Origin of the sequence: Mesorhizobium sp. M1D.F.Ca.ET.043.01.1.1 (genome assembly GCF_003952385.1) — a bacterium.
Taxonomy (GTDB): domain Bacteria; phylum Pseudomonadota; class Alphaproteobacteria; order Rhizobiales; family Rhizobiaceae; genus Mesorhizobium.
Map to the genome: position 1 here is coordinate 4,948,035 of NZ_CP034444.1, position 16,864 is coordinate 4,964,898.

Sequence of the window (16,864 nt, forward strand, 5' to 3'; positions counted from 1 at the left end):
GTTCTCTCCCACGCCGCTTCGCTTCGGGGCAAGCGGTCCTCGCTCGTTCGACCGCGGGCATCTGCTTCGTGTATCCCATCGGCCATCTTGTACGTTTTCAGATCGTGAATTGTCTGTCAACGCGCCAGATCGTACATTGTTTATCGAAACTTTGCGTGATAATCGGATAATGTGTGTATTAATCTAGGGGGAACCGGCCTTGGCCGAAGCAAGCGATTTCAAAGCCAAGCCACCTGCGGGGATCGATCCCCTAGGGGCCTCCAGCGAGGGCGCCTCGCTTTATGAACTGATCAGGGAAGACATCATCGAGGGACGGCTCGCCGCCAACGAACGGCTTGTGGTCACCGATCTCGCCCGGCGTCACGGCACTTCGACCAATCCTGTGCGCGAGGCCCTTCAACTGCTGCGCGGCGAGGGCTTTGTCATCTTTGCCCCCAACCGGGGCGCGCGCGTGCGACCCATCGATCAGGAATTTGTCCGCGATATTTACGAGATCGGCGTTCTCATCGAGCCGGCCCTGACCAGGTGGTTCGTGAACATGGCTACCGGCGAGGACATCGCCGAACTCGAACGCATCCAGGGCCTGATCGAAGAGAACAACTTTTCCGATACGTTGAGGCACAGCGAGCTCGATACCGCCTTCCACACCGTGATGTACCAGCGGCACTACAACCGCCATGCCGCCGAGCTTTGGTGGAAGCATCGCGAAGTGCTGCGAGCCGTGAGCCGGCGTTTCGATTTCACCCTCGCGCGACGCGCCGCGATCATTCGCGAGCACCGCGAGCTCATCGCGCTCGTAAAGGCGGGAGAAGGCGACAAGGCGGCCGAGCTCGTTGCCCGCCATGTCGAGGGTTCCGGCCGGCACATCCTCGAACATATGCGGGCCCGCAACGCCGCACGGGCCGGATAGGACACACCCGGTCTGGAACGTCGTCAGCCAGACCATTCAGACAAAGGTAGCTGACATGAAAATCACGAGCATACGGCCGTGGCTGATCAAGTCCGGCGGTTCTTACTGGGGAGAGTACCTGTTCGTCGAAGTGACGACCGACGAGGGCGTGAGCGGATGGGGGGAAATCACCACCACGACGAAGCTGGCCAATCGCGCTCTCTGCACGATCCTGCGGCAGATCGGCGCCGCCATGGCAGGTGAGGATCCCGCGCGCATCGAATATCTCTGGCACAAGATCTTCCGCAGCTTCACCTACATGGGCAGCCGCGGCGCCGCCGTCGAATGCGTCAGCGCCATCGACATAGCCCTCTGGGATATCCGCGGCAAAGTCCTCGGCAAGCCGATCTACGAGCTGCTGGGCGGACCAGTGCGCGATGAAATTGCCCTCTACACCCACCCCAACCAGGCCAAGTTTACCAGCAAGGAGGCTGTGGTCCGTGAAATTCGGGATATCGTCGAGTCCGGACATACCGGGCTCAAGTTCGACCCTTTCCCCCATCAGGGGCCCAGCGTCGATGGCCTGCCCCGCGAAAGGCGGGACGGCTACCTCGACGGCGGCATGACCCGCAAGGACGAGCGCGAAGCGGCCGAGCTTACGGCCCTGATCCGCGAAACAGCGGGGCCCGATGTCGACATCCTCATCGATGCGCATGGCCGCTTCGACGTTCCCACCGCCATCCGCCTCTGTCGCAGCCTCGAGGAGGCCGGCCAGATCGACTGGTTCGAGGAACCGTGCCCGCCCGAAAGCCTCAACGCGCTCAAGCAGGTGCGCGAGAAGGTCAGCGCCGCCATCTCGTGGGGCGAGCGCGGCCACACGAAGTGGGATTTCGTGCCGGTGCTCGAGAACAAGCTCGCCGACTACATCATGCCCGACGTCACCTGGACCGGCGGCATTACCGAGCTCAAGAAGATTTCCGCCCTGTGCGAAGCCTATTACGTCCCGGTCTCGCCGCACGACGCTGCGGGGCCGATCAACGTGGTCGCGGGAGCGCAGGTGATGATGACCGTTCCCAACTTCTACAAGCTGGAGACGTCGGAGTGGAATCTCGGCAAATACGATCACCTCATCGACAGGCCGCTCGACGTTTCGAACGGCAGCCTCAAGCTGACGTCGAAGCCCGGTCTCGGTGTCGAGATGAACCGCGACTATCTGCAGGCCCACGAAATCGAGCTGGCCTAGCGACCTTCCATGCCGGCCAGCATGTGGGCAACAAGCCCCGCCAAACAGAACGAGGATAGGCCATGCCAAAAACCGATGGAGCCGACGAGGCCCTCAATCGGGTCAACCCGAATTCCAGGCCGTCCGACCTTCGCATCACCGACATGCGGGTGGCTGAGATCGTCGGCGCGCCTTTCACCTCGGCGCTGCTCAAGATCTACACCAACCAGGGCATCGTCGGGCTTGGCGAGGTGCGCGACGGCGCCAGTGCCACCTTCGCGCTGATGCTGAAGAGCCGGCTGCTTGGCGAGAACCCTTGCGACATCGACCGCCTGTTCCGCCGCATCAAGCAATTCGGCGGGCACGGCCGGCAAGGCGGCGGCGTCTCGGCGGTCGAAATCGCGTTGTGGGACCTCGCCGGCAAGGCCTATGGCGTCCCGATCTACCAGATGCTGGGCGGCAAGTTTCGCGATCAGGTGCGCGTCTACTGCGACACCGACGCCGAGAAACCCAGCGGCACCGAAACCGGCAAGCGCCTCAAGGCGCGCATGGACCGCGGGTTCACCTTCCTCAAGATGGACCTGGGCTTGATGCAGATCGCCCATATACCGGGCGCCGTCGTCGCGCCCGCCGGTGCGCTCGAAGGGTTTCACGGCAATCCGCGCGGCCGCGGCGGCACGCTCGAGGAGCGCAAGGCCCGCAATCTCGCCTACGATGCGCAGAACGTGCAGCACCCGTTCACGGGCCTGCATTTCACCGAAAAGGGGATCGACCTGCTCGAGCAGTACATCCACGAGGTTCGCGAGGTCATCGGCTATGAGATCCCGTTAGCCATCGATCATGTCGGCCACATCTCGCTGCAGGACGGCATACGCCTGTCGCGCCGTATCGAGAAATACGTGCCGGCCTGGCTCGAGGACGTGATTCCCTGGCAGTACACCGAGCAATACCGGCGGTTGCAGGAGGCCACCGCGGTGCCGATCTGCACGGGCGAGGACATCTACCTCAAGGAGGCCTTCGAGCCTCTGCTGAAGAGCGGCGGCCTCTCGGTCATCCACCCGGACCTGCTGACCAGCGGAGGCATCCTCGAGACCAAGAAGATCGGCGACATGGCGCAGGACCACGGCGTCACCATGGCCATCCACATGGCCGAAAGTCCGATCGCGGCGATGGCCGCGGCACATGTCGCGACCGCGACCGAGAACTTCTTGGCGCTCGAATACCACTCCGCCGATGTCGACTGGTGGGACGATATCGTCACCGGCCTGCCCAAGCCGCTCGTCAAGGACGGCTTCATCACCGTCCCGGACAAGCCGGGCCTGGGGATCGACGACGTGGTCGACGAGGTAATCTCGCTGCACCTGCAACCGGGTGTCACGGGGATGTGGCAATCCACCGAGCGCTGGGACAATGAATATAGCTGGGACCGGACCTGGAGTTAGCCCAGATCCTTCCCTCATTCCCCCAGACTCACAGGGCCAACGACCGACCATTCGTGTCGACCTCTCCCAAAGGAGAGGCGAAGAAAGAAAACGGACGAAACCATGATCTACGAACTGCGAATCTATGACTGCCTGCCGGGCAGGCTGCCGGCTTTGCTCAAGCGCTTTTCCGACCAGACGCTGGCCATCTGGGAGAGGCATGGCATCCGCCAAGCCGGGTTTTTCACCACGGCGATCGGCGAAAACAGCAATCGCCTCACCTACTTCCTCGCCTGGGAATCGCTGGCCGAGCGTGAGGTGAAGTGGGCGGCTTTCGTCACCGATCCGGCATGGCACAGGGCTCGGGACGAGTCTGAGCGCGACGGGCAGATCATTGCCAATATCAGCAGCCAGCTGCTCACGCCGACAGCTTTCTCGTCTGTGAAATAGGACTGCGAGCCATGAAGATCACCGACCTGCGCTGTGCCGTCATCGGCAAGCACCCCATAGTGCGCATCGTTACCGATGAGGGCCTCTATGGCCTTGGCGAGGTCGAATACACAAAGACCTATCTCAAGCCCTTCGTGCTGCATTTCCGCGAGGCGCTGATCGGCGAGGATCCGACCGACGTCGAGCGGGTGATGCTGAAGATCCGCCAACGTGGCTCTTTCAAGCCCCACGGCGCGGCGGTGAGCGCCATCGAACATGCGCTGTGGGACATAGCCGGCAAGGCCGCGGGCGTGCCGGCCTACAAGCTGCTCGGCGGCAAGGTGCGCGACAAGGTGCGGGTCTACAACGGCTCGATCCGCCGCAAGCGCACGGGCGACCGGCCGGAAGACTACGCCGCCGACGTCAAATGGATGATGGAGCAGCCGCAGAACTTCTTCATGATCAAGCAGGGCATCTCGTTCCACTCCAACATGAAGGACACGATAGAAGGCTTCCACTACGGCGTGACGCAGAAGAAAGCCGGCTATCACGGCGCCATGGATCAGGGCGTGATCAGCGAGCGCGGCTTCAATCATATGCTCGACTGCGTCGTCGCGATGAAGGAAGTGCTGGGCGACAAGGTCAGCCTGGCGCTCGACTGCGGACCGGGCTGGATGCTGCCCGATGCGATCAGGTTCGCCCGCGCGGTCGAGAAGTACAATCTGATGTGGCTCGAGGACATGCTGACCGGCGACTACGTGCCGTGGGTCAATCCGCAGGCCTATCGCGAGCTGACCACCTCCACCTCGACGCCGATCCACACCGGCGAGCAGATCTACCTCCGGCACAATTTCAAGGAGTTGATCGAGACGCAGGCGGTGCGCGTGATCGGCCCCGATCCTGCCGATATCGGGGGCATTGCCGAGCTCAAATGGGTCGCCGAGCACGCCTACATGCACTCGATCCTGATGGCGCCGCACGGCACCGCCAACGGCCTGCTTGGCCTCGGCGCGCTGATCAATGTCTGTGCCACCTTGCCCGCCAATTACATCGCCTTCGAATATCCGAGCGCCTCCGATCCCTGGTGGGAGGACCTCGTCATCGGGCTGCCGCCGCAGATCGTGAAGGACAGCATGGTGGACCTGCTGGAAGCGCCGGGGCTGGGCCTCGATATCGACGCCGAAGCGGCCAGGAAGTATCTCAGGGAAGAGGATGCGGGCTTCTTCGACTAGATCAATTCCAGGAAAGTGCGTGGCGGTTTCCCGTCCGGAATTGCGCAAAAACAAATGCTTGGAGCGGATCAGCGATTCTGTGAAAGGTGAACCCGCTCCAGGCCACGCTTCCTTCGTTGTGGCCAGCCAGCTTCGTACCTAGCCGCGGGCGGGGCTCTGCCGTACGGGTCATGGCGCCGTGAAGCTGTTGGGCGCGGGCATGAACGATGAAGATCCCGCATCGTGCGTCCCGATCCGGCCGAAATGGTCATTTTCCGGATGCCGAAAAGATCCGTTCAGCGATGCGGTCGAGCGAGAGCGAGCCGGCGCCACGCGTCAGCACAATGAGCAGCAAGGATGCCCACAAGAGGTGCTCCGCCCAGTTTTCCGGATAGACGAAGATCTGGATGACGGACACGACGCCGAGCAGCATCAGCGCGGCGGGGCGCGAGAACAGTCCGAAGAAGATCAGCACCGAGCCCGTCAGCTCGGCGGCCGTCGCGAGCGGCGCGGCGATCGAGGGATCGATGAACGGCAGGTTGTATTCGTCGGCGAACAACTGCAGCGTCACCGGCCAGGATGCGAGCTTCGACTGCGCCGATTGCCAGAAGACATGTGCGACCGCCACGCGTGCGGCGAGCTGGACCAGCGAAAACGGGATGTGCTCGGGCAGCTTGATGATGCGCCTGTAGAGGCCGACAAGACCGGCCGGGTTGGACGAAGATTGCTCTGAAATTGCGGTCATGACCGTCTCCATCAGTTTGAGGGGGAATTCGCGGCGACCCGCACATTGGTGACGAGCCTGTCGCGAAACAGACGCACAAGGGCGGAAACCAGGTCGAAGGCGGGGTCGAGCGCCAGGGCACGGCCAGTGGCATGCTCGAGGCCGAGACCGTGCTTCAACGAATGCCAAAAGGCGAAGCTCGCGCGGTCGAGCAGAAAGAGCCGGACGTAGTTCCCCGATCGCCACAACGCCACGCGTTCGGGGCGCCTTGCCCAGGTGCTGTTTTGGTCGACCGCCGTCTCCTGTTGATGCGCCATCCATACCGACAGGATCGACCAGTGCGAGATGATCAGTCGCAGTGAGGGCTGGAGCAAGATATCCGGCGAGAGCCCAAGGTCGGTGTTGCCGTATTCCGCGAGGCTGCGGGGTGGCAGCGAAGCCGTATCGAGCGCCTCCGCGATGGCCCATTCGAGCCGCGCCGTTTCGGCGACGATTGGCATGTCGGACAGCGTGTCGATCGATTTCAGGAAGCGCGGGAAGCCGGCGCCATAACGTGCCAGACGCGACTCCACTGGCGGATGCCGTCGAATGAATTCGCTGGCCGCAAAGCGGAAGAAGCGCTCGTCGACGAGGCGGACGGTCACAGGAAACACCGCCATCAGCGCCGCGGTCAGCGAGCTGCGCGTGTTGTTCTGGTAGATGCGCAGGCGGGCCAGCGGATCGGCCTTGCCGGCGGTCAGCATGTTTGCGGCGACCACTGGCTCCATGGCCAGCACCGAGCGCGCCATGGTGGTCTGCAGGTGTTCAAGCGGCAGCATGGTATTCCTCCTCGATTGAGACCAGCGCCGCAGACATGGACGGCCTGGCGCGCCTGGCGGCGGCAAAAGCGGCAAGCACCGGCATGCTGGTCGTCGTTTCGCCTTCGACAGGAAGGCAGATGGGCGTCGGTCGCGCTTCGGTCGTTTGCTTGCGTATCGCGGCTTGCCTGCGGTTGAACAGGATCGACGCGGTCAGCATGTCGGCCCACATCGCTTCGCCAAGCAGCACATCAAGAACCGGAACGTCGGTGTCCCATTCGATCAATGTCGGGCGTGGCCCGAGCCGGTCTATGGCATGCTGGTAGAGCGCCCAGACGACCGGGGGCACACGCGAGCCATGGTCGTCGATGAGCACGGTGTCGGCTCCGACCTGGTTGGTCGCATGCCCAGCGAGATGGATCTCGCCGATTGCCCCGGCCGGCAGCGCATCGATGAAGGCTTTGGCGTCGTATTGCAGATTATGGGCCGAGACCTGGACGTTGTTGACGTCGAGCAGCAGGCCGCAGCCGGTCCGCGCCACGAGCTCGGCCAGGAACTCGGCCTCGCTCATCAAGGAATCCGCGAAGGCCAGATAGGCCGACAGGTTCTCGATCAGCACGCGCCGTTTCAGCGTGTCCTGGACGGTCTCGACATTGCGGGCGACGATCGCTAGCGCCTCTTCGTCATAGCGCAGCGGCAGCAGATCGTTGAGGTAGGCGCCGTCGGCGACGCTCCAGGCGAGATGCTCGGAGACCAGGTCGGGCTGGAAGCGCTCGCAGACCTTGCGCAGCCTTTCCAGATGGTCGCGATCCAGGCCGCCTGCGCTGCCCAGGGACAAGCCTACGCCGTGCACGGACAGCGGGTAGATCCGGCGCAGTTTTTCCAGCGCCTCGACGCCGGCGCCATCGCCCATGTAGTTCTCGGCGTGGACCTCGAGCCAGCCGGCGGAGGGCCGCCGCGTCAGCATTTCCGCGACGTGCGGCGAGCGAAGACCGATGCCCGCCGATGCTGGGATTGCGAGTGGTGAAAACATGGTGGACATCGGTCTCCTCCTTTTGGTCTGGTCGCTCGAGGTGGAAAGTCGGCTACGCTTTCGGCTTGTCGCTGCCGCCCGTGATCTTGGCGCAGCTGCCGGCAGGCACGTAGAGCCAGGAATCCGGCTGGTTGTCGGCGGTCGAAGTGCCGGCGCAGGAATGCGTCGCGGTCTGGCAGTCGTTCTGGCCTGCCTTAACGACGCCGTAGCATTTCTCAAAGGCGAAGCCGGGCTTGGCGGCGGGGCCGCTGTAGGCCGCCGTCGCGGCGAGCGAGGTGGCGGCTGCAAGGGCCGATCCGATAAGGGTCTTGGTGCTGATCACAGACTTGTCTCCTGGTTGGCGTTTCGAGAGAAAGACCGGCCTCTAGGCCCGTCTGGTGATCAGTGTCTCCGATCGTCGGGCCGAGCTGAAATGCTGTCTCGGCATCGAATTGATACGCAGCCACTATGTCCCCGGAAGCGACGCGAAAAAGCCCTCCGGCGGGGCACCGGAGGGCTTGGCGCCTGCATTCGGGAGTATGCGAAGCAGGCGCGGCTAGGCGGGAGGGAGGCGCGCCTAGGTGTATCGTCTTTCGCAATTCATGGCGGCGGTTTCGTCGGTGCGCAGAGGACCGGCGGCAAGCCAGTCCGCTGCACGCTGCCGCCCTCTGTCGCGCATGCCTGTCAACTCGCCCCAGTCGATCCAGGGTCTCACGAAGAACGCAGCCCCAGCTCGGTACTGGCTGTCGAAGATGGTGTGAACCGGCGCGCATTTGGTCGCGCATTGGGTGGCGGCGACGCTGCGATCCGGACACGGTGCCACGAACAGTGAGGGCCTGCCCGCGATGACAAGGCGATGGCCGGCTTTCGGCGACCGGGGAGGCGGCAGCTGCGAGAGCTCGCCGTCGCCCCAATAAATATCGCCGTCGATCTCGACGGGCGCGGAGATGAACGGGACGGTGGCTGCCGCCACGATCGCGTTGATCGACAACTGCTCGCCGGAGAACATCTTCACGGCGTCGGTGCGGGCGTTGACGGCCAGGACGCCCAGTTTCACCGGGCAGCGTTCATCGCGGATTTGCTCGATGTCGATTGACTGTTCCAGGATCGATCGAAGCAGGCCCGCTCTGTCGACGGCGAACATCGAGGCGTGGCTGACGCGCCGCCAGAAATTGGCGAGCGCCGTCCGCGCGCCGCGTCGTCCGCCGAGGCTCAGGCCATAGGCAAAGACCGCCGCTTCCACCGCTCCGAAACCAGAGGCGGTTATGGCCTCGAAGGTGAAGGTCGGCTCGTCCAGCAGGCGGTCGAGCACACCCCAGACGAAGGCGCCATTCGCGTCGCTTGCAAGGACAATATCGACCGACAGGACACCCTCCAGCCCGGAAGTCGTTCCGCAAATGATGGCCCGGTCAGTTCGCGTTTCGGACTGGACGTGCATTTGTCTGTCTCCATCCCAAAGCCGCCGACAGGGCGACTGGTGAAAAGACTGCCGCATCTTCTTCCTTGGCCGAAATGCCAAGGCGGCATGAAGTCGATAGGCAGATTGCATTGGCTGCCGGTCTGCGCGCGTCGCAGTCTCGACCAGGCCGGGTGATGCGATGCGTGTCGCCAGCTCCGGTACCGTTGTCGGAACAGGAGATGAATGATGAGAAGACAACTCGCCTGCGTGGCCACACTTGCAATCGGTATCGGTGTGAGCCCGGCGTCAGCCAACCCGTTCAGCGACCTCGCCGCATTGCCGACATTCTATACGGACGCCACGATGAAGACGATGAAACCGATGGCCGGGTTCAAGAAGGCTTGGTTCGCCCTGTCAAAGCATGACCGGATCAAGATGACGAAGGCTTGCAACGATCCGGCGATGAGCAAGCCTCACGCCCAGTTCTGCGCCAACGTCCTGGCTTTGGGCGGAGCCAACTAGCGACTGTGCCGGTAAGCATCCGTGAGATGCCGAGCCGGCATAGCCTTCATACGCAGGTGGCATTGTCCAGTTGGCAGGCGGTTGCAGCAAAGTTCATACCGGCAAGGAGGAACCAGTAATTCCGAATTGCTGTCGATCAATTCAACGGTTGTCCACAGGATGACTACCCAGCCAAAGAAGGACTTAAAATGAATCTCAAAGCTATCTGCCTCGGCGCTTTTGCCCTTACCGTTCTTGGCGGCGTCGCTTTCGCCGGCGCCCTTGACGAACCGTCCAACATGCAGCCCTTCTTCACCGATTTCGGCATGAAGACGATGAAGCCGAGTGTCGATTTCGAAACCGCGTGGAAGGCGACGCCGAAATCGACGCAGAATGCGATGATGAAGGAATGCAACGACGCCGCCATGAGCAAGCCGCACGCGCAGTTCTGCGCCCAGCTCTTTGCCCTGGGCCATCACAGCTGACACTGCGGACGGCGACCAGATCCTGGACGCTCAGTTGGCGGGCCTTGGCCCGCCAACTGCCATGACGAAAGGCTATCGACTTAATAGCCCCCCTGCATTGGCGCGATGGAACGCTTTGCGGCACGGTTCGAGCCTGCACTTTCATCTCTGCAGCTGAGGGACGATCCGCATGGACATTCATCACATCCGCTATTTCCTGGCCGTGTGCGAAACGCGGAACTTCACGCGCGCCGGCGAAAGATGCAACGTGACCCAGCCGGCGTTGTCGCGCGCCATACAGCAGCTGGAGGACGAGGTCGGCGGCCTGCTGTTTCGCCGCGAACGGAACCTGACCCATCTTACCGATCTGGGCGCATTGCTTCGCCCGCGGTTCCAGCAGATCCTCGATGAGGTGACCGGCGTGCGCCAGGAGGCGTCGAGATTCCTCTGCCTGGAGAACGCCAATCTCAAGGTCGGCGTCATGTGCACCATCGGTCCGCGCCGCTTCACCGGCCTGCTGACCGATTTCAACAGGCGGCAGCAGGGCATCCAGCTGCAGCTGGTGGAGGGTGTGCCGGCCTCGCTGTCGCAACTGCTCGAAGCGGGTGAGATCGACGTCGCCATCATGGCGTCCAGCAACGCTTTTCCGGAGCGCTTCGACGTCACGCCGCTCTATCGCGAGCGGTTCGTCCTGGCGTTCCCGAATGGCCATCGGCTGGCCCGCAACGACAATGTCGCCATTTCCGAGCTCGACGGCGAGAACTACCTGAGGCGGCTGAACTGCGAGTATCGCGATCACCTCGCCGGTCTCTGCAACGATCGCGGCGTGAAACTCAGGATCTCCTACGCCAGCGAGCGGGAAGACTGGATCCAGAACATGGTTTCCGGCGGGCTTGGCATCTGCTTCATCCCCGAGTTCAGCGCCGTCATCCCAGGCTTGCAGATCAGGCCCGTCATCGATCCGGAAGTCTGGCGCGAGGTCTCGCTGGTCGTGGTGGCCGGGCGCCGCTTCTCGCCGGCGACATCGACGTTCGTGAACAGCGTCAAGGCGCACAGCTGGCCGGAAAGCGGCATCGACCTGTCGGTCAGGAAAACGGCCGCGTAGCAAATCGAAGTGAAAGCCTGACGCGGTGATGAATGTCATGGCGGAGATGGCTTGTTGGCGCGATGATCCACCATAGTTTTCAGGTATCGATTTAAGAGCCAGTCAGCATTTCTCTTTCTTCGAAGCTGCCGTCACTCTCCTGTCATGCCCCGCTTCCGCGATTGGGCACCGACAAAGGAGAACTAGACATGGCTTCCAAGACTATTGCATTGCGGGTGCCGCTGAAGCTGGCGCTGACGCTCGGACTTCTTACCGCAACCGCCGCGTTTTCCGTGGCCCCGGTCTTCGCAGGCGAGTGCCCTGCCGGCCAGGCCGCCACGACCGACATCCAGGAACATCCCAGCAAGCCGGTCGGCGTGACCGACACGGTTCTCGCGGCGATCGACCTGAGCAGCAAGGGCGAGGCCTGGAAGGGCAACATGCTGCGCCTGCGCAAGCTGGTCGTTCAGCCCGGCGGCGTCGTGCCGTGGCATGAGCACAATGTCCGCCCGGCCAACATTATCGTCGTCGAAGGCTCGATCACCGAATACGCCAGCACCTGCAAGGTCGGCATCGAGCATCCGGCCGGCGACGTGACGGCCGAGTTCGGCCAGCTCGCGCACTGGTGGAAGAACAACGGCAAGGTTCCGGCCGTCCTCTACTCGGCCGACGTCCTGCCGCCGGCCATGCACGACGACCACATGATGTGAGCCGCTCGTCGCAGTGAGCCGATCCCAGCAACCAAAAAGCGCGTCCTCGGGCGACGACCCGGGGACGTGTCACCCACGGAGCCTGTCATGACGACCAGTGACCATACCGAACCGACGCGGCTCCGCATGGTGGCCGCGGACAGCTGGCGCTTCGGCCTGATTGCGCTGATCGCGTTCCTGACGCTGGTCGATCTGTTCGCCGCCCAGGCCATCCTGCCTTCGCTGGTGACACGATTTGGCGTCAGCCGCGCGACCATGGGCTTCGCCGTCAATGCCAGCACGTTCGGCATGGCGGTGGCCGGCATCGCGGTCGCGCTCTTCGGGCGCGGCATCGATCGCCGCAACGGCATCTGGATCAGCCTGGCCATCCTGGCGATCCCGACGACGCTGCTTTCGCAGACCGACAGCATCGTCGCCTTCGCCCTGCTGCGCGTGGCGCAAGGCCTGTGCATGTCGACCGCCTTCACGCTGACGATGGCCTACCTCGCCGAGCATTTTTCCGCGCGGCAGACGACGAGCGCGCTCGCGGCCTATGTGACGGGCAACGTCGCCAGCAACTTCTTCGGCCGGCTGATGTCGGCGGCAGTCGCCGATACGTTCGGCATCTCCACCAACTTCCTGACCTTCGCCGCCCTCAACCTTGCCGGCGCCGCCCTTGTCTGGTTCACGCTGCAGAAGACCTCGGCAATGATGCGCGCCGGCGCGACCGGCGGGGTCGCCCGCGCGGCCTGGAAGGCGCCGCTGCAGAATCCCGAGCTGCGCGCCTGTTTCGCGATCGGCTTCCTGATCCTTTTCGTCTTCATCGGCACCTTCACCTATGTGAATTTTCAGCTCGTCGCGCCACCGCTGTCGCTGACGCCGATGGCTCTGGGCACGGTCTATTTCGTCTTCCTGCCGTCGATGCTGACGACGCCGCTTGCCGGGCGCGTCGCGGCAGGTCTCGGTGCGCGCGGAGGGATCGGAGCGACGCTCGGGCTGGCGATCGCCGGGCTGCTCCTGCTGCTTGCCGCCAGCCTTCCGGTCGTTCTTGTCGGGATGGCTTTGGTTGCCATCGGCACCTTCCTGGCGCAGGCAATCGCCACTGGGCATGTGAGCCGGACGGCCTCCCGCGACCGCGCCGCCGCGAGCGGCATCTACCTTGCGTCCTATTATGCGGGCGGGCTCGCCGGAAGCTTCATCATCGGGCAGCTCTACGACCATATCGGGTGGACGGCATGCGTGGGCGTGCTCGCCGCGGTTCTCGCCGGCGCCATCGCGGTCGCGCGCGTGCTGCAAACGCCAAGGACGTGACATTTTCGAAACCGACACCTTCGCCATCCAACAAAGGAGACTGACATGACAAACCACCTGAAAACCCTTGTTGCCGGCACCGCCATGCTGATGGCGGTTGTCCTCCCGGCCGCCGCATCCGACGGCGTCGTCACGGTCAAGAGCGACTATTCCGTCGCCGAGACCGTCGCCCGCATCAAGAAGGACGTGCTGAAGAAGGGCATCATGTTCTTCGGCGTGATCGACCAGGCGAGGCTCGGCAACAAGGCCGGCAACGACGTCAGGCCGTCGCGGCTGGTGATGTTCGGCAATCCGGCGCTCGGCACGACCTTCATCACGTCCAATCCCGAGGCCGGGCTGGACTGGCCGGTGCGGGTTCTGGTCTACCAGACCGCGGACGGTTCGGTTTACGCCGCCTACAGCGATTTCGACTGGATCGCCAAACGGCACGGCATCACCGACCGCACCGCGCAGTTCAAGATGGCGACGGAGGTCATCCAGTCCGTGACCACGACGGTGAGAAAGAACTGAGCGCACGTGCGGCGGAGATCCGCTGCCTGGGCATTCGGGGAAGGCGCGCCTCGCGCTGCGAAAACTACTCGGCGGCGGCGGCGGACAAAGCCTTCGCCCGCTCCCCGAACCATTTCTTCTGCGTGGCCTCGCGCACCAGCGCGCCGACCGCGGGCGAATGCCGGCGGCCGCGCACAGTGACGAGATTGACCTCGCGCCAGAATTCCGGCTCGGTGATCGGCAAGGCCACCACGCCGGGATGCTTGGCGGTGTGCTCGGGCATGAATCCGAAACCGAGTCCGGCGGCGATCATGGCCAGCGTCCAGTCGTCGCGATCGCTCCAGTAGACGGGGCTGACCGTGACGCCCTGCTCGGCGAGGATCGCATCCGCATAGCCGGCAAACTCGCAGTTGTTGCGGTGGATGTAGCTTTGTTGCTCATATCCTTCACCCGCACCACGCTCTGGTTGGCGAGGCGGTGGGCCATGTGAACAGCCATCACCATCTGTTCTTGAAACAGGTGCAGGGAATGCACTTCTTCGTCGGGGACATTCGACGGCAGCGCATAGATGGCGGCCTCGAGGTTGCCTTCCAGCAACCTTCGCCTCAGGCTCACGGCGTCTGAATCACAAAGGTGAAGCTCCACGCCGGGGTGATGTCCGCGGACGGCCGCGATGAGCTCGATGATCTCGTCCGGGGCGATCGTGCTCATGATGCCGACCCTCAGTGGCATCTTTTTCAGATTCACATACTGCTCGGCGATCTGCTTTGCCTGGCGCGAGTTCGCGAAGACGCCCTCGAGATAGGTCTCGACCATGCGGCCGAGCTCGGTGAGGTGGGTGAAGCGGCGCTCGCGGTGGAAGAGCGCGCCGCCGAATTCATCCTCCAGCAGCTTGATGGCGCGCGACAGCGCCGGCTGCGTCACATTGCACTGCTCGGCCGCACGAGTGAAATTCAACTCCTTGGCGACTGCCAAGAAGTATCTGACCTGGCTGATCTCCACTGCACGCTTCCCTCACCGGCCGCGCATACGGCACGACCCCGCGTTGCCGGACGATCTTACTAGCTGCCCTTACGTCAAACAACCCGATCGACATCCAGTCGCGGCGCGACGGTCTGACCGTCGGCTATCGAATCCATGTCTCAACGGCATTTCCGCGGTTTCGGGCAGCTAGCCATACTGATCCGCAGATCAAGAGCCGGGCGCTGCCCGTCGCTCGCAGACGCCGGGCCTGCGGCCCAAACAGAGGGAAAACCAATGCTTAGTGGCAAGACAGCACTCATCACCGGTTCGACCAGCGGCATCGGCCAGGGTATCGCGGAAGCCTTCGCGGCCAAGGGCTGCAACATCGTTCTGAACGGTTTCGGAAATGCCGGCGAGATCGAGTTGCTGCGGGCGAAACTGGCCGCCGACCACGGCGTGACCGTCCGCTATGACGGCGCCGACATGAGCAAGAGCGACGCCGTCACGGCGATGATGGACAAGGCCATCGCGGAATTCGGCGCCGTCGACATCCTGGTCAACAATGCCGGCATTCAGCACGTCGCGCCGATCGACGACTTCCCGATCGAGAAATGGGAAGCGGTCGTTGCGATCGATCTGATGTCGTCCTTCTACACGATCCGCCGCGCCCTGCAGGCGATGAAGGCCCGCAAATGGGGCCGCATCATCAACGTCGCCTCGGCGCACGCGCTGGTCGCCTCGCCCTACAAATCCGCCTATGTCGCGGCCAAGCACGGCGTCGCCGGCCTGACCAAGACCGTCGCGCTGGAAGTCGCCGAGCAGGGCATCACCGTCAACGCGGTCTGCCCCGGCTACGTGCTCACCCCGCTGGTCGAGAAGCAGATACCGGACACGGCCAAGGCCCGCGGCATCACCGAACAGCAGGTGATCAAGGATGTGCTGCTGGCCGCGCAGCCGACCAAGCAGTTCGTCACCGTGGAGCAGGTCGCAGCGCTCTGCCTGTTCCTCGCCTCCGACGAAGCGGCCTCGATCACCGGCGCCGTCATGCCGATCGAAGGCGGCTGGACCGCTCACTAGATCCGGCACGAGGAGCCAAAGCCATGAACAAGTTCACGCGAAATCCGCCCGTCTCCGAGCCGGCGGTCGAAGTCAGCCATCAAGGCGAGGCCAGACGCCAGACTGTCCTTGTCCTGCAAGGCGGCGGCGCGCTTGGCGCCTACCAGGCCGGCGTCTACCAGGCGCTCGTCGAAGGCGGCGTTGAACCGGATTGGGTGATCGGCACCTCTATCGGCGCCATAAACGCCGCGCTGATTGCCGGAAACGAGCCCAGGGATCGCCTGCCGAGGCTCCAGGAGTTCTGGGAAGGGGTTAGCCGGAGCAGCCCGCTCGACGAGTTCTTCCGGATGATGGTTCCGAGCAACATCTTCGCCAATATGGGCACTGTGATGCGCGGCATCCCGGGGTTCTTCGAGCCCAACCCAAGCGCCATGTTCGGGGTCAATCGCGAGGTCGGCGTCGAGAATGCGTCCTATTACACCACCGATCCGCTCAAGAGGACGCTGGGCAATCTGATCGACTTCAACTACCTCAACGGCCGCCACACGCGGCTGACGGTCGGCGCGGTCAACGTCAACAGCAGCGAGCTCAAATATTTCGACACGCGCGAGATGACGCTGTCGGTGGCGCATGTCATGGCATCTGGCGCCCTGCCGCCGGCATTTCCGGCCGTCTGCATCGACGGCGAGCCCTACTGGGATGGCGGCATCTATTCGAACACGCCGATCGAGGTCGTGCTGGACGAGCGTCCGCGGCGCGACGCGCTGATCTTTGCCGTCAATATGTGGCAGCCCCGTGCCACCGAGCCGAAATCGATCTGGCAGGTCATGGGGCGGCAGAAGGACCTTCAATACGCCAGCCGCGGCAAGAGCCATGTCGCCCGCCAGGAGCAGTTGCACCGGCTGCGCCATGTGGTGCGCGAGATGGGAAAGCTGGTGCCGGAGGACCGGCGCGAGGATCCGATGTTCAAGGAACTCGCCTCCTATGGCTGCCCGTCTGTCATGCATCTCGTTCGGCTGCTTTCGCCGCGCCTCGACGGCGAGGACCACACCAAGGACATCGACTTCACCCGCTCGGGCATCCGCACCCGCTGGCAGGCGGGATACGAGCATGGCCGGCGTGTGCTGACGGACAAGCCCTGGGAATGCGAAGTCGACATGCTGCAGGGCATCGTCATCCACGAATCGCAAGAATGATGGGCTC

The 16,864-nt window shown here is 63.5% G+C and carries 20 protein-coding genes; 13 read left to right on the forward strand and 7 right to left on the reverse strand.

Translation table 11 applies throughout. The features are described 5' to 3' along the window. Nucleotides 1-199 precede the first annotated feature (199 nt). The 5 genes from EJ067_RS24020 to EJ067_RS24040 all read left to right on the forward strand — a co-directional run bounded on the left by EJ067_RS24020 (nt 200) and on the right by EJ067_RS24040 (nt 5,193). Entirely contained in the window at nt 200-910 is a 711-nt protein-coding gene (locus EJ067_RS24020) for a GntR family transcriptional regulator (protein ID WP_126087687.1), read from the forward strand. Between the two features lie 55 nt (nt 911-965). After that, nucleotides 966-2,132 carry a mandelate racemase/muconate lactonizing enzyme family protein gene (locus EJ067_RS24025; RefSeq protein WP_126087688.1) on the forward strand — a complete coding sequence of 389 codons (1,167 nt, stop codon included), beginning with the start codon at nt 966-968 and terminating at the stop codon, nt 2,130-2,132. A 62-nt stretch (nt 2,133-2,194) separates the two neighbouring features. Further along, nucleotides 2,195-3,553, forward strand: coding sequence for a mandelate racemase/muconate lactonizing enzyme family protein (locus EJ067_RS24030; protein WP_126087689.1), 1,359 nt, complete (start codon nt 2,195-2,197; stop codon nt 3,551-3,553). A gap of 102 nt (nt 3,554-3,655) precedes the next feature. Beyond that, on the forward strand, nt 3,656-3,982 hold the full coding sequence (locus tag EJ067_RS24035; protein WP_126087690.1) for an NIPSNAP family protein: 327 nt from the start codon (nt 3,656-3,658) through the stop codon (nt 3,980-3,982). 11 nt (nt 3,983-3,993) lie between these two features. Next, nucleotides 3,994-5,193: a mandelate racemase/muconate lactonizing enzyme family protein gene (locus tag EJ067_RS24040; RefSeq protein WP_126087691.1), complete on the forward strand. Its 1,200-nt coding sequence runs from the start codon at nt 3,994-3,996 to the stop codon at nt 5,191-5,193. Between the two features lie 247 nt (nt 5,194-5,440). Here EJ067_RS24040 and EJ067_RS24045 read toward each other — a convergent pair whose 3' ends face one another. The 5 genes from EJ067_RS24045 to EJ067_RS24065 form a co-directional block, all read right to left on the reverse strand. After that, nucleotides 5,441-5,917, reverse strand: coding sequence for a DoxX family protein (locus EJ067_RS24045; RefSeq protein WP_126087692.1), 477 nt, complete (start codon nt 5,915-5,917; stop codon nt 5,441-5,443). Between the two features lie 11 nt (nt 5,918-5,928). Further along, the gene (locus EJ067_RS24050; protein ID WP_126087693.1) at nt 5,929-6,714 is read right to left on the reverse strand and encodes a DNA-binding domain-containing protein; all 786 of its coding nucleotides are present in this window, start codon (nt 6,712-6,714) and stop codon (nt 5,929-5,931) included. After that, on the reverse strand, nt 6,701-7,735 hold the full coding sequence (locus EJ067_RS24055; protein WP_126087694.1) for a DUF692 domain-containing protein: 1,035 nt from the start codon (nt 7,733-7,735) through the stop codon (nt 6,701-6,703). Before EJ067_RS24055 ends, EJ067_RS24050 begins: the two co-directional genes overlap by 14 nt. A gap of 43 nt (nt 7,736-7,778) precedes the next feature. Continuing rightward, entirely contained in the window at nt 7,779-8,048 is a 270-nt protein-coding gene (locus tag EJ067_RS24060; protein WP_126087695.1) for a DUF2282 domain-containing protein, read from the reverse strand. 234 nt (nt 8,049-8,282) lie between these two features. Then, nucleotides 8,283-9,143, reverse strand: coding sequence for a hypothetical protein (locus EJ067_RS24065; protein ID WP_126087696.1), 861 nt, complete (start codon nt 9,141-9,143; stop codon nt 8,283-8,285). 324 nt (nt 9,144-9,467) lie between these two features. Between EJ067_RS24065 and EJ067_RS34715 the strand changes: the two genes are divergently transcribed. The 6 genes from EJ067_RS34715 to EJ067_RS24090 all read left to right on the forward strand — a co-directional run bounded on the left by EJ067_RS34715 (nt 9,468) and on the right by EJ067_RS24090 (nt 13,663). Continuing rightward, complete coding sequence (locus tag EJ067_RS34715; protein WP_189510084.1) at nt 9,468-9,626, forward strand: hypothetical protein; 159 nt, start codon at nt 9,468-9,470, stop codon at nt 9,624-9,626. A gap of 188 nt (nt 9,627-9,814) precedes the next feature. Next, nucleotides 9,815-10,090: a hypothetical protein gene (locus EJ067_RS24070; RefSeq protein ID WP_126087697.1), complete on the forward strand. Its 276-nt coding sequence runs from the start codon at nt 9,815-9,817 to the stop codon at nt 10,088-10,090. Between the two features lie 169 nt (nt 10,091-10,259). After that, nucleotides 10,260-11,174, forward strand: a complete 915-nt coding sequence (locus tag EJ067_RS24075; RefSeq protein WP_126087698.1) for a LysR family transcriptional regulator — start codon at nt 10,260-10,262, stop codon at nt 11,172-11,174. A 188-nt stretch (nt 11,175-11,362) separates the two neighbouring features. Then, entirely contained in the window at nt 11,363-11,863 is a 501-nt protein-coding gene (locus tag EJ067_RS24080) for a cupin (protein ID WP_126087699.1), read from the forward strand. Nucleotides 11,864-11,950: 87 nt separating this feature from the next. Continuing rightward, nucleotides 11,951-13,153, forward strand: coding sequence for an MFS transporter (locus EJ067_RS24085; RefSeq protein WP_126087700.1), 1,203 nt, complete (start codon nt 11,951-11,953; stop codon nt 13,151-13,153). Nucleotides 13,154-13,198: 45 nt separating this feature from the next. Then, nucleotides 13,199-13,663: a DUF302 domain-containing protein gene (locus tag EJ067_RS24090; protein ID WP_126087701.1), complete on the forward strand. Its 465-nt coding sequence runs from the start codon at nt 13,199-13,201 to the stop codon at nt 13,661-13,663. A 64-nt stretch (nt 13,664-13,727) separates the two neighbouring features. On the opposite strand, the gene EJ067_RS35715 is transcribed toward EJ067_RS24090, so the two are convergent. Then, nucleotides 13,728-14,066 (reverse strand): LysR family transcriptional regulator substrate-binding protein, encoded by a 339-nt coding sequence (locus tag EJ067_RS35715; RefSeq protein WP_348639548.1) that lies wholly within the window; start codon nt 14,064-14,066, stop codon nt 13,728-13,730. Then, nucleotides 13,952-14,644 (reverse strand): LysR family transcriptional regulator, encoded by a 693-nt coding sequence (locus EJ067_RS24095; RefSeq protein WP_281058933.1) that lies wholly within the window; start codon nt 14,642-14,644, stop codon nt 13,952-13,954. The genes EJ067_RS35715 and EJ067_RS24095 overlap by 115 nt, the downstream gene beginning before the upstream one ends. A 255-nt stretch (nt 14,645-14,899) precedes the next feature. On the opposite strand from EJ067_RS24095, the gene EJ067_RS24100 reads away from it, so the two are divergent. Beyond that, the gene (locus EJ067_RS24100) at nt 14,900-15,682 is read left to right on the forward strand and encodes a 3-hydroxybutyrate dehydrogenase (protein WP_126087702.1); all 783 of its coding nucleotides are present in this window, start codon (nt 14,900-14,902) and stop codon (nt 15,680-15,682) included. Nucleotides 15,683-15,705: 23 nt separating this feature from the next. Beyond that, the gene (locus EJ067_RS24105; RefSeq protein ID WP_126087703.1) at nt 15,706-16,857 is read left to right on the forward strand and encodes a patatin-like phospholipase family protein; all 1,152 of its coding nucleotides are present in this window, start codon (nt 15,706-15,708) and stop codon (nt 16,855-16,857) included. Nucleotides 16,858-16,864 lie beyond the last annotated feature (7 nt).